The 13,589-nt window shown below is 26.6% G+C and carries 12 protein-coding genes; 11 read left to right on the forward strand and 1 reads right to left on the reverse strand.

Going from position 1 to position 13,589, the window contains the following annotated elements:
* Window positions 1-8: 8 nt before the first annotated feature.
* Window positions 9-383 carry a flagellar assembly protein FliW gene (fliW, locus tag KO488_RS02455; RefSeq protein WP_216057202.1) on the reverse strand — a complete coding sequence of 125 codons (375 nt, stop codon included), beginning with the start codon at window positions 381-383 and terminating at the stop codon, window positions 9-11.
* Between the two features lie 118 nt (window positions 384-501).
* On the opposite strand from fliW, the gene KO488_RS02460 reads away from it, so the two are divergent.
* The 11 genes from KO488_RS02460 (at window position 502) to KO488_RS02510 (ending at window position 13,585) form a co-directional block, all read left to right on the forward strand.
* Window positions 502-2,493 carry a hypothetical protein gene (locus KO488_RS02460; RefSeq protein ID WP_216057203.1) on the forward strand — a complete coding sequence of 664 codons (1,992 nt, stop codon included), beginning with the start codon at window positions 502-504 and terminating at the stop codon, window positions 2,491-2,493.
* A 1-nt stretch (window position 2,494) separates the two neighbouring features.
* The gene (locus KO488_RS02465; protein ID WP_216057204.1) at window positions 2,495-2,821 is read left to right on the forward strand and encodes an EscU/YscU/HrcU family type III secretion system export apparatus switch protein; all 327 of its coding nucleotides are present in this window, start codon (window positions 2,495-2,497) and stop codon (window positions 2,819-2,821) included.
* 64 nt (window positions 2,822-2,885) lie between these two features.
* The gene (locus KO488_RS02470; RefSeq protein WP_216057205.1) at window positions 2,886-3,326 is read left to right on the forward strand and encodes a hypothetical protein; all 441 of its coding nucleotides are present in this window, start codon (window positions 2,886-2,888) and stop codon (window positions 3,324-3,326) included.
* On the forward strand, window positions 3,323-5,101 hold the full coding sequence (gene mrdA, locus KO488_RS02475; protein ID WP_216057206.1) for a penicillin-binding protein 2: 1,779 nt from the start codon (window positions 3,323-3,325) through the stop codon (window positions 5,099-5,101). The genes KO488_RS02470 and mrdA overlap by 4 nt, the downstream gene beginning before the upstream one ends.
* 45 nt (window positions 5,102-5,146) lie before the next feature.
* On the forward strand, window positions 5,147-5,875 hold the full coding sequence (gene fliP / locus KO488_RS02480) for a flagellar type III secretion system pore protein FliP (RefSeq protein ID WP_216057207.1): 729 nt from the start codon (window positions 5,147-5,149) through the stop codon (window positions 5,873-5,875).
* Between the two features lie 86 nt (window positions 5,876-5,961).
* Complete coding sequence (locus tag KO488_RS02485; RefSeq protein ID WP_216057208.1) at window positions 5,962-7,683, forward strand: hypothetical protein; 1,722 nt, start codon at window positions 5,962-5,964, stop codon at window positions 7,681-7,683.
* A gap of 171 nt (window positions 7,684-7,854) precedes the next feature.
* Window positions 7,855-8,142: a hypothetical protein gene (locus tag KO488_RS02490; protein WP_216057209.1), complete on the forward strand. Its 288-nt coding sequence runs from the start codon at window positions 7,855-7,857 to the stop codon at window positions 8,140-8,142.
* Between the two features lie 256 nt (window positions 8,143-8,398).
* Complete coding sequence (locus KO488_RS02495; protein ID WP_216057210.1) at window positions 8,399-9,193, forward strand: DUF4214 domain-containing protein; 795 nt, start codon at window positions 8,399-8,401, stop codon at window positions 9,191-9,193.
* 113 nt (window positions 9,194-9,306) lie between these two features.
* The gene (gene pgm, locus KO488_RS02500) at window positions 9,307-10,947 is read left to right on the forward strand and encodes a phosphoglucomutase (alpha-D-glucose-1,6-bisphosphate-dependent) (RefSeq protein WP_216057211.1); all 1,641 of its coding nucleotides are present in this window, start codon (window positions 9,307-9,309) and stop codon (window positions 10,945-10,947) included.
* A gap of 509 nt (window positions 10,948-11,456) precedes the next feature.
* Window positions 11,457-12,830 (forward strand): TolC family protein, encoded by a 1,374-nt coding sequence (locus tag KO488_RS02505; RefSeq protein WP_216057212.1) that lies wholly within the window; start codon window positions 11,457-11,459, stop codon window positions 12,828-12,830.
* A complete protein-coding gene (locus KO488_RS02510; protein WP_216057213.1) occupies window positions 12,827-13,585 on the forward strand; it encodes an efflux RND transporter periplasmic adaptor subunit in 759 nt (252 codons plus the stop codon). Before KO488_RS02505 ends, KO488_RS02510 begins: the two co-directional genes overlap by 4 nt.
* Window positions 13,586-13,589: the final 4 nt, after the last annotated feature.

A 13,589-nucleotide genomic window follows, 5' to 3' on the forward strand; every position in this document is an offset into this window, starting at 1 on the left:
ATATTAAATTAGAATTTAGGAAGTATTTGATCAAAAAGTTCTAAGCCTAACATAGAAGAATCTAAATGAATTTGACCCATTTTTAGATTTTTATTATTTAGAATTATAGGAGAGAAAGTATTTAAAGAATTTTCTGTATTTACCCCTTGAAGAACAAACACATAATATATTGAGATATCATCAAAACTAGCGATTTCTAATTTTTTCATAAACTCTTCAGGTAAAGTGAATGCTACTTTTTTCAAAGCTCCAAAGTTCATAAGTCTTATTTCTTTTTGGCTTTCAACTGCTGTAATTGTAGAAAAGAAATCATCTACTTTAGTGAAAATAAATTCTTTTTCATCTTTAAAACCATCAATTGGTACTGCAACATCAAACTTCATCTATTTACCTTAGAATAATTTCATTTTTATATTGTATTAAAAATACTCTTATATATTCTAATAGTAAATTTAAGAGTTATTTCTTTTTTAACTTTATATTTTATGATATACTTCTTCTATGTTAGTTGCAGATAATCCATTATTAAATATACTTATTCCAAAAGATAATAAAGCTCTTAAAACTGTACTTAAAGAAGCTGATACAAAAACACTTCAACAAATGCCGCAGAATAAATCTAACTCTGCTAGTGAAGTATTGAAAAATTTATTTGATCAAGTAAAAAGTGGAGGTAAATCAAACTCAACAATTGAGAATATGATAAAAAACTCTTCTTTATTTAAAGATTTAGGTTCTTTCTCAAAATCAACAACAACACTTTTAAATCAAATAGATTCAAATAGTAATCTTGCTAAATTCAAGCCATTATTAGAAAACTTTTTAAAAGATATAAAAAATCTAGATGCAAATAGTTTAAAAGAACAATTAGGAAAATCAGGAGTATTTCTTGAATCAAAAATTGCTCAAAACACTCAAAAAGGAACAGGTTTAAATGTAGGACTTGATAAACTACTAAATCAAATTCAAAATATTATGAAAGATATAAATTCTCCTCAGGCTAAACAAATTAGTGATTTAATTACTAAATTAGTGAAACCAAATACTCAAATATCAAGTACAAATCAAGCATCAAATATGAAAAGTTTAGTTTCATTATTACAAAACCTAAGCACATCCTTAGCAGATAAAGGAACACAAAACTTATCCAACTTAACAAATCAATTAAGCTCTTTAATAAGTAAGGGTTCTCTTGTTGAATCAAAAATCCAAAATACACAATCACAAAACCCTCAAGTTTTAGAAAGTAAAAATGCGATTAATACCCAAACTAAAGACTTATTAGTACAAATAAAAAATGAAGTTTTAAATAATAACCCTCAAAATCAAACAAAGAATCTTCTATCTCAAATTGATTCCTTGATTAAAACCAATGACTTATTTACAAAAAACGATAAATTAATTGAGCCTAAAGCCCTACTTAATCAACTAATAAACTCTAATGATATTAAAAATGCAGCAAATACAAATAATAATATTTCAACACTTGTTTTAAATCTAAAAAATATTGCTAGCGAAATTACAAATTTAGAACAAAAAGTATTAAATTCCCAAACAATAGTAAATGATAAAAGTTCATTGATTGATAACTTAAAACAAAACTTGGGACAATTAAAAACTGAGTTATCTAATTTGCCCAATATAGATAATAAAACTTTAAATCAAGTAATTTCAAAACTAGAAAACATACAAACACTTTTTACAAAAGTAGAAAACCCAATTTCTAATTTACAAACAAATATTGCAAATAATATAAGTACTTTTACAAATAATTTCACTTCAAACCTATCAACTTTATTAATGTCACTAAAAGATGACATTACAAACTTATCATCAAATCAAAATAACTCCAATATACAAAACAATTTATTAAAAGTTGTAGATAAAATTGAAAATATTTTAAAAGAGAATATTGTAAATGTAAATCTAGGCCAAAATCCAGTAAAAAATGAAACAAGTCAAATCTCAAATGATATGAAATCTGTTTTATTACAAATGCAAGATGACTTAGCTTCAAAAACAGATCCAAAATCACAAGAGATGTTTAAACAAGTTGATAAAATGCTAACACAAATAGATTATCATCAACTTTTATCTCATACGGGAAATTCAAATAATGTATATGTTCCATTTTTATGGGATATGCTTGAAGATGGCTCTATAAATATGAAAAAAGTTGATGAAGAAAAGTTTTATTGTCAGATTAATCTAACACTAAAAGATTTTGGAAAAGTTGATTTAATGCTAGCTATGTATGACAAAAATAAAATTGATTTAACTATTCATGCGCAAAGAGAACATTTTAAAGTAGCTGTAAAAGATAATCTTATAAACTTGAAAAAAGCTCTAAATGATGTAGATTTAATTCCTGTAAATATTAAACTATTAGACTTAAAAGAAGAAAGTGAAAAAACACAAGTAGAGAAAAAAACTGATGTATTTGTAAATCCTTACAATAATCAAAATACAACAAGTGTCGATATAAGGGCTTAAAATGGAAGATAAAAATATAGAACAAGCGCAAGCCCCAGTTGTAAAAGCAGTCGCCTTAAAATATGATATGGAAAAAGACAGTGCTCCAAGTCTTATAGCTAAAGGAAAAGGAGAAACTGCTTCAAACATCATAAAACTAGCAAATGAACATGATATTCCAATTAAAAAAGATGAAGATTTAGTTGAACTTTTATCTCAAATAGATATTGAAAAAGAAATACCAGGAAGTATGTATAAAGCTGTTGCCGAAATATTCTCTTTTATATATGACTTGTCTAATAAAAATAAAGAATTTAAAGATAGTTATGAAGAGAAAAATTTAAACTAAATTGATATGAATATAAGAAATTTTATAATATAATCGCGATAAACTATAAGAAGTATTATATTATATGACTCGAAACAATTTAGATAATCCAATTTTTCTATTCACATTATTATTAGTAATTATTACTATAAATACAATATCTTCTATACATTTTTTATTGATTATGATTGCAGGTATTACTTTTATATCATTTTATGTATGTCTTAAAAGAAAATATCTATATTCACTCATTTTTGTTGTTTTTACATTTATTTTTATTGAAATAAACTCTGGTTTAAAGCCTTTGTCTTTAACTTTATTATCATTATTTATTTATATATTTATTATTCCAAATATTGATAGGATGATGTCTTTTAACAAGTTGAATGAATATATTTATATATTAATCTTTTATCTTGGAGTATTTTTAATATGGGTTATGACAATTGGAATGTCTGATAGTTTTATTGCTATAATATTTGTAAACATCATCATTGACTTATTATTTTTTGGAGTATTTATTTGATTAATAGACTAAACATTATATTTTTATTCATTATTGTAATTATGATAACTCTACTTTCTAGAGTATACTTTTTAAGTATAAAATCAAATACATATTATGAAGAATTATCAAAAAGAAATTATATTAGTAGAGTTAAGAAAATTCCCGTTAGAGGAATTATCGAAGATAGAAATGGTAAAAAACTTGCTGTAAATCAAATGGGGTTTTCGATTTTAATCAAGCCACATTTAAATTCAAAAAAGAACAAAGATAAACTTGAAAAAGCAATTGATTTAATAATTAAGCATTTTCCTGATTTTGAAAAGAAAAAACTACTAAGGGCATACAATAGAGAGAATTCAGCTTATAATCATGATTACGTAAAAATAGTTGATTATATCCCTTATGAAGATTTTTTTCCTAAATATACTCTTTTTGCATCAAAAAATAGTATGAAAATAGAATCAGCTGTAAAAAGATTTTATCCTTATAGAAAAGCAGCTTCTCATGTGATTGGTTATGTAGGAAAAGCCTCAAGATTAGATATTTTAAAAAATGAACTTTCAGCACATAATGGAATTATTGGTAAAAATGGTTTAGAAAAATTTTATAATGAAAAACTACAGGGTGAAATTGGCTATAAAGATATAAAAGTAAATGCTTTAAATCAAGAAATCGCAGTAATTGACGAAAAAGAACCTTCTATTGATAATAGTATTAAAATATCATTAGATATTGAATTACAAAAATATATACAAGAAATTTTTGGTAAAAAAAGTGGTGCAATAATTGTAATGGATGCGAATAATGGTGAAATATTATCAGCGGCTTCGATGCCTGAGTTTGATAATAATATCTTTGCTTCTGGTATTTCTGTAAAAGAGTGGAATGTAATGAGAAATGATCTTAGCCATCCTTTTACAAATAAACTTATCAACGGATTATATCCTCCAGGATCTATTATAAAGATGGGTGTTGCTTTATCATTTTTAGAAAATGGTATAGATGAAAACTACACAGTAAACTGTTCAGGTTCTATAAGAATTGGAAACAGAAACTTTAGATGTTGGAAAAGATTTGGGCATGGCAAAGTAAACTTTAGAAAAGCAATTAGAGAAAGTTGTGATGACTTCTTTTATAAAGGAAGTCTTAGAATTGGAATAAATAAAATATCTCAAACTTTAGATAAATTTGGATTTGGTAAACAAACAGGTGTTGATCAAGTAAATGAATTCTTTGGTGTAAACCCAAATAAACTATGGAAAGAAAAAAAATTCAAACAACCTTGGTATGTAGGGGAAACTGTAATTACATCTATTGGTCAAGGAAATATGCTTGTAACTCCTATGCAAATGGCAAGATACACTGCATTTATAGCAACAGGGAAACTTCCAAAACCACATTTTTACAAAGCTAATTATGAAGAGCCTGAAGATTTAAAAGTACCAGAATCACAATTAAATATATTAAGACGTGGAATGTATGATGTAACTCATCACATTAAAGGTACCGCTACAAAAAATATTAATTCTAAAATAACAATTGCAGGAAAAACAGGAACAGCACAAGTTGTTAGTATTCCTCAATCTGAAAAAGTAAGAATGAAAGAAAGCGAATTAAAATATTATCAAAGATCACATGCATGGCTTACAACATATGGACCATATAAAAATCCTAAATATGTTGTAAATGTATTAGTTGAACATGGTGGACATGGTGGTACAGCAGCGGGTGAAATTGTGAGTAAAATATACGATAAGCTTTATGAAATGGGATATATCAAAAGTAGAAACTAACTATTTTTTTGATATTATGATTTTAATTATTACATAGGATTATATTTGAAACTTTTATTAACATTATTACTTTTTACTGTATACGTATTTGCAGAAGATACAGCTCCTATTGTAAACCTTTCAGTCGCAGGTCTTGATGATCCTGCACAGTTTGTAAAAACAATCAATATTGCTATTATTTTAACACTATTTGTATTAGCTCCAACACTGATTTTAATGGTAACTTCATTTACAAGAATTGTAATTGTATTTTCTCTTTTACGACAAGCAATGGGATTACAACAAACTCCTCCAACTCAAATTGTAATTTCACTTGCATTAATACTAACTATATTTATCATGGAACCATATGCAAAAAAATCATGGGAAGATGGGGTTCAACCATATATGAATGAACAAATAGGTTATGAACTTGCTTTTGAAAGAGGAATTAAGCCTTTTAAAGAGTTTATGATTAAAAATACTAGAGAATCTGATATTGCCCTATTCTACCGTATTAAAAAAGAGCCAAATCCTAAAAATATTGATGATGTTCCTTTAACATTATTAATGCCTGCATTTATAGTAAGTGAGCTTAGGACAGCCTTTGAAATAGGTTTTCTAATATTCTTACCTTTTTTAGTAATAGATATTATCGTAGCATCTATTTTAATGAGTCTAGGGATGATGATGCTGCCACCTGTTATGATATCTCTACCTATTAAAATCATCTTCTTTATTGTAATTGATGGATGGCAGTTGATTATTGGAAATCTAGCTCAGTCCTTTAAGTGATGGGATTAGCTGCTTTAAAAATTGTAATCTAATGTTTTTAGAGTATCCTTGTATAAAAAATTGTATATTTAAATAAGGAGTAATATATGGCTGTAGGAAAAGTTTGGTTCCCTAAAGAACTAGAAAATCATCTTAAAGAACTTCTAACTAAAACGGGAGGGCAACCTCCTTTCTTAAATGTCACAGATTCAGATTGTAATATCTCATCTTCTATTCACATTCCAACTCATTATCCTCAACTAACTGTTCCTAGTAAGAAAGATGGTGACTGGAATAAAGTTGCACTACATATAAATCATCTTAATAGAGCACTAGAAGGAATACCAGAGTTACGAGCACAAGGTACTCAAGAAGAAATGAAGATAGCACAATCATTAAATAACGAAATTGAATGGCTTGCTTCTGTTTCTATGTCTCTAATTAGTGATAAAAAACATAATAAACTTTTACTATCACAAGTTAAGGAATTTATAGAATTAGATCATTCTAACAGTATAGAGGCTTCTCGTATATTTTTTGCATTTAGAATAAACAATAAAAGAGAACTGGGAATACCTCTATACGATGATGCATTCAAGCTATTCTCAAAGCATTTCAGAAATGAAACTGATAAAGCACTTCTTATAAATAAACGTATTAAGGAAGTAGAAATAAGTACTTTACTAGGTAAAGTTAAAGCTTGTAAGATTCTTATAGAAGAACTCAAGTTGGATAAAAGTAAGTTCTATTTCAAAGAAACAAAATTCGTCAAAGGTATTTCAAACTTAAAAAGTATAGACTACTATGATAGATTAGAGATTCAAAGACATAATACTTTTAACTCTTTTGATGATGCTTTTATTATTATAGATATTCAATTACCATTTCATATACCAATATCAGCGGGTGCTTATAAACTTAAAGAAGGTACGATCGTTTTAGAAAATAAAACCATTAGTAATATTAATGCTTCTTTCGAATCAGAAGGTGAAACAAACATTGAATGTATGATGGATACAAATGGACTCTACAAAAACTCTTTCTTACAAGTTTTTATTAAAGGTATATATACCACAGATTTGAATCTGCCACCTACAAGTGACAAACTATATAAAAACTATAAAATATATCCTTCTTATATTAAAGATAGTGTAATTCTTATTAACAAACTTATTGACTACATTCGTAAAGATAATGAACGATGTGATATTCCTGATGTAATACCTTCACATATTAATAAGATAACATTCACACAATACAATGAGAAAAAAGAAATTATAAAAAGACTTACACAAAGCTTGGAGTTTGTCAAGATTACTACAGGTATTCCAAATTTGGAATCTGAGATATTAAAGAATGAACAAATTGTTACAGAACAACCTTTTCATACACAACTTCTAGAATCTGCAAAACTACATTTACTTCAACATAACTTTAGAAGGTCAATACTGGATTTCTGTGGTGCTTTCGAATCTTTTGTTTCTACTTTTATTGTAATAAAGTTACATTCATCAAAAGAAACTCTAAAAGAAAAGTTTCTTAGAACGTATAAAGACTCTTTAGATTCTGATGTTGAAGAAATGATAAGTAAGTTAAGTTCCTCTAATGACAATCCTTTTCATTTACCAATCAGAAAGCTAATTAAAAACTATATAAAAGAAAATCATAAACCAAGTATTTGTAAAAAAGAAGTAGTAAAGATAACAAAAGTATTTGACTATAGAAATGATGCTGCTCATGGTAGACCTATAACAGGATTAGATTTAAATGAACTTGAATTGGCAATTGATACATTTGAAGAAATAGAAGAGTTATTTATAAATGAGTAATAATTAGTTAATAGAGATACAATAAAAGGAAGATAACTATGTTATTCCCTCTTTTATCTAATGATACTTCTAATTTAATCTTAATAGCATATGATGTAAAGTTAATAACGTGATTTTTATACATAAGTTCTTTTACATTTCTAAACTCTATTTATATACAAGGAGTTTAACTTGGCTTCAATTTATACATACAGAAATATACTTCATATGAATGTAAGAATAGATGGAAAACAATACAGAAAATCAACAGGACTAGTTGATACAAAAGAGAATAAACAAAAAGTACAGTTTGAAATTATGCCAGGTTTTATAACTCAACTAAAAGAACCAACATCAAATACTAAGCTAAAGTACTATATTGATAAGTTTCTTGAAGATAAAAAACATCTCTCTAAAGAAATACTTACAATAGGTAATAAACACACCATTGAGAAGTTGTCTAATAATCAAAGAATGTAAACTTATTAAAAACTTAGAGCTAAGCTAAAAAATATCTAAATTAAACCCTTTAAAAGGTTTAATTTAGTAAATAAGCCAAACTAGCATGCTCCATGTTCACATAAAAATTTATTATTAAAAAATAACACTACTCATGCTTTAAAGTATAACTGTGTAAGCTAATTTATAAAATAACTTAGTTTAACATCTAAATAAGTTTATTAATAACTTTAATAATATATAATTATTAAATAATTTATTAATAAAAGGAAGTATCATGGCTTTTTCAGAAAATCAAAGCTCTATAGCAGAATTATATATAGCAGCTTTAGGAAGATCACCAGAGAAAAGCGGATTAGATTATTGGGTAAGTGAATTAGAAGCTGGTAGAAAAACACTAATTGAAATTCAAGATAATTTTTTTGACACAAATATTTCTGAAGTTGCTGCAAGATTCCCAGTAGGAACTACTTCAACACAATTTGTTGAAAGTGTTTATGTAAATGTATTTGGAAGAGCCTCTGATGAAGGTGGATTAAATTATTGGGCTAATCGATTAGATTTACCTGCAAGTGATGAAAATCATTTATCAACTTCTACATTAATGACTACAATGTTATCTATAGCTAAAGATCCTGCTAATTCGATTGATGGTGCTGTTCTTGCTGATAATCTTTCTGATGCTCAAACTTCTTATGAGAACTCATTAATTTCAGTTGAAAATGGTTTTATTGAAGAATGGATAAATGGTAAAACATTATATGGTGCATTTGATTGGGGTTTAGATGGCTGGACATACGCTGAAACAAGTTTTGAAAATGGTATAGTGAGTTTTGCCCAAACAATTGATGGTAATTTTAGTGAAAATTATACATTAACAAGTAATGGAGGAATTTATGTAACGAATAATGAAGGTAGTTTTATTTGGAGTATAGAAGAAATTACGAATGATTATATTCGGGTAACACCTCAAGCAGCAGAAAAAGATTATTTATTTTTTGAACCTGAAGGAGCCTATGATTTGGTTGAAAATAATGGTATTCTTGAGTTAGTTGATTCTATAATACTATAGAGAAATAAAAATAATCTAAACTCCTATTCTTAATAAATAAAAAGACATAGTCCAATCCTTCAAATGATGGGCTTTAAAAATTAAAAATAATTAAATTAAAAAAAGGACTGAACTTGGTACATGAATTAGCAGGAAAGAAAGCACCTAAAGAGATACTTGAAAATATAGACGCATTAGTAGAAGCTTATTATACTAATGAACCAGATGTAAAAGAACAAACACAAAAAGTAAGTTTTGGAACTTCTGGACATAGAGGAAGCTCAATAAAATCTAGTTTCAATGAAAATCATATTTTAGCAATAACTCAAGCACTTTGTGAATATAGAAAAAAAACTGGAATTATAGGGGTGATGCATATAGGAATAGATACTCATGCCTTATCAATACCTGCTCAAATTACAGCATTGCAAGTATTTCTAGCAAATGAAGTACCATGTAAAATAGCAGTAAATAAAGAATATACACCTACTCCTATTTTATCTTTTACTATTTTAGAATCAAATAAAAATAGTAATGTTTTAAATGATGGTGTTGTTATAACTCCTTCACATAATCCACCATCAGATGGGGGATTTAAATATAATATGCCAAATGGTGGACCAGCAGATACTGATGTAACTTCTCTTATTGAAAATAGAGCAAATGAAATACTTTTAAACGATCTAAAAGACGTTAAAGCAATAGATAAAGATAAAATATTTACATCTAAGTTCTTAGAATTATATGATTTTATAACACCTTATGTAAAAGCATTAAACACTATAATTGATATGAATAGTATTAAAGAGGCTGATATTAAAATTGGAGTTGATCCCTTAGGTGGTTCGGGACTAGAAGTTTACAAAAAGATAAAAGATATCTATAAAATTGAGCTTGATATTGTAAATGAGAAAATTGACCCTACTTTCTCTTTTATGTCTTGTGATCATGATGGTAAAATAAGAATGGATTGTTCTTCTCCATATGCTATGTCATCACTAATTGCACTATCAGAAAAATACGATATTGCCTTTGCTAATGATCCTGATTTTGATAGACATGGGATTGTTACAAAAAGTGTAGGACTTATGAATCCAAATCACTATTTATCAGTTGTTATTTGGTATCTATTTTCAAGTAGAGACTGGGGAGAAGAAGCAGCTGTTGGTAAAACTTTAGTTTCAAGTTCAATGATTGATAAAGTTGTTAATTCTTTAGAAAAAAAGCTCTTTGAAGTGCCTGTAGGTTTTAAATGGTTTGTGGAAGGTTTATACAATGGGACTTTAGCTTTTGGTGGAGAAGAAAGTGCTGGAGCATCATTTTTAAGAAAAGATGGAAGTGTATGGTCTACTGATAAGGATGGAATTATTTTAAATCTTTTAGCAGCTGAAATAACTTCAAAATTGAAAAAAGACCCGGGTGAAATTTATAAGGAGTTTGAAGAAAGATTTGGAAAGTCTTATTATAGGAGAGTTGATGCTCCCGCTAGTTTTGAACAAAAAGCAAAATTAAAAAATCTTAGTGTTGAAGATATTACATCTAAAATTTTAGCAAATGAAAAAATAGAAAATATTTACACAAAAGCAAGTGGAAATAATGCAAGTATTGGTGGACTTAAAGTTACTACTAAAAATGGCTGGTTCGCTGCACGTCCTTCAGGAACAGAAGATATATACAAAATATATGCTGAGAGTTTTATAGATGAAAAACATCTAGAACTACTAATTAAAGAAGCCCAAGATTTAGTTAATAAAAGCATAGAGTCTGGTAATTAGAGATAAAAAAAGTCCATCTTTAGTGATGGGCTATATTTAAAATATAAATTTAAAGAAGAAAATCAATTTTCACTTTATAATCTAAATCTTTTCCTGTTAAGGGATGATTAAAATCAACAGTTACTTCTTTGTCATTAATTTTTTTATAATAATCTGAGTAAGCTCGCCATCTTTATCTTCACCTTGAATTTGCATACCAACTTTTAAGTCTTTCATATTTGCAAACTCTTCCATAAGCTTTAGCAGATGGAACTCCTATAGTTGCCCTACTCCAAATGAGAATTCAAAAGATTTATTACTTCTACTTCCATCAACTAGCTCACCATTAACATATTAATTAGATAAATCTTTATATAAGAAACTTATTTAGATTTAAAATAAGTAAATTTTATAATATAAATAACAAGTAGATATATAACTTTTTTTAATAATAAACAACTAGGATTTGACTCTATATTTTACTTATTTACTGTATAATCTTACAAAAACATACATAGGAAAAATTCAATATGCATAAGATATACTTATCATTATTACTTACATCATTTACTTATGCTCAAACAATTAATTTTAATGATGCTTTAACCCTTACTTTTAAGAATAATAAAGACTTAAAAAAACAAAAATTAAATATTAATTTAGCAAAAGTAAACATAGAAAATGTAAATGCACTTTCTTATGGAAAACTTTCATTTGAAGAACAAGTCAATAGAACAAATCATGCAGGCTATGTTTTTAACTCAAAACTTTCCTCAAGAGAGGCTAGTTTTAATGATTTTGGTGCAATTGAATATATAGGACCAAACGCAGTAACTGTTCAACCAGAAAATCTAAACAATCCAAAAGATAGAAATAACTTCAATACAAAATTAAATTATGATGTGCCATTATTTACAGGGTTCAAACTTTCAAATCAAAAAGAGATATTAAAACTTCAACATAAAGCAAATGAAGTAAAATATAACCTAAACAAAAGACAAGTATCTTATGAAGTTTTAAAAGCTTATAATAGCGCTGTAGTAGCAAAAGAGTTTATTCAAGCTTCAAAAAAAGCTAAAGAATCAATATCTTTTATAGTTAAATCAGCAAATGCCTTTCATAAAGAAGGTTTAATTACAAAAATTGATGTTAAACAGGCCCAAGTTCATAACTTAAATATAAATGCAAAATACCTAGAAGCACAAAATAAGTTTGAACTTGCTCTTGCTTATCTTAAGTTTCTAACATCAAAAAATGAAATAAACGATGTAGAAAACTTAACATATATAGAAATAGAAGATTCAAATTTTGATAACTTATATAAAAAAGCTTTAGAAAATGCAGATGAATTAAAAATGCAAAATATAAATAATAAGGCAAAAAAGAAAAATATAGAGATTTCAAAAGCTGATTACTATCCTACAATTTATTCGCATTTAGAATATGGTTTTAATGATGATAAATTAACACTAGATAGCCAAAAAGATTATTACAATGCAGTAATAGGACTAAAATATACTATCTTTGACAATACTAGAGATATAGAAAAACAAAAGAGTCAAATAGAATATAAAAAATCTCTTTTAGATTATGAAAAATTACAAGAAGCAATTAAATTAGAATTAAAAAAATCACTTCTTGATTTAAATTCAAAAGAAAAAATTTTGAAAGAAAAGAAAGAAACACTTGTTTTAGCAAATGATATTTATAAACAATCACAGCTTATGTATAAAAATCACTTAATAGCAATGACAGACTTATTAGCTCAAGAAGCAAGTTTAAGAAATATACAAGCTGAGCTAATAGTTGCAAAATATGAAAAGTCTTTAGCTCTTGCTAAAATAAATCTCATAAGTGGAAATAGTTTTGTAGAAAATAACACAATTTTAAAGGTAATAAAATGATAAAAAGTATATTAATAATTTGTATTTCATCTGTTTTTATTTTTGCAAATAATATTGAGTTATCAGGAACAGTAATTTCTGATAATGAAAAAGTAATTACAAGTAGAAATATGGGTTTTATAAAAGAAGTATATGTAAGTGAAGGCTCATTTGTAAAAAAAGGTGAGTTACTTTATGAAATTGATTCTTCAAGTGTTGATTCTTCAAAACAAGAAGCCTTGCTAAATCTTAAAATACAAGAAAATAAACTTAACAATATTCAAGTAAATTACAATAGATATAAAAGATTATATGAACAAGATTTAGTTCCTAAATATGACCTTGAGCAATTAGAACTTAATCTTTTAAATATAAAAAATATGATTTTAATTGCAAAAGCAAAACTAAAAGAAGTAAATTTTCAATATAACTACTTAAAAATAAAAGCACCTAATGATGGATTAATTATAAAAAAATCCATAAAAGCAGGTGAGATGTCTATGCCAAGTGCCCCTGCACTAATTCTTTCAGATCTTTCAAGTTTAAAAATAAAAACTGATATTTCAGAAAATAACTTAAGTAAAATCAAACTAAAACAAGAAGTAAAAGTTTATATACCTTCAATATCTTTAGAAACGACTGGTAGTATTGATGCAATAATTCCAAGTATAAATACAGTTACTCACTCTTTTATCTTAAAAATTTCATTTGATAAAAAAAAGTCTGTGATTTATCCTGGTATGTATTCTAAACTAATTATTGAACCTTTAAACTAAGGCT

Origin of the sequence: Poseidonibacter lekithochrous, from assembly GCF_018861145.1 — a bacterium.
GTDB lineage: Bacteria > Campylobacterota > Campylobacteria > Campylobacterales > Arcobacteraceae > Poseidonibacter > Poseidonibacter lekithochrous_A.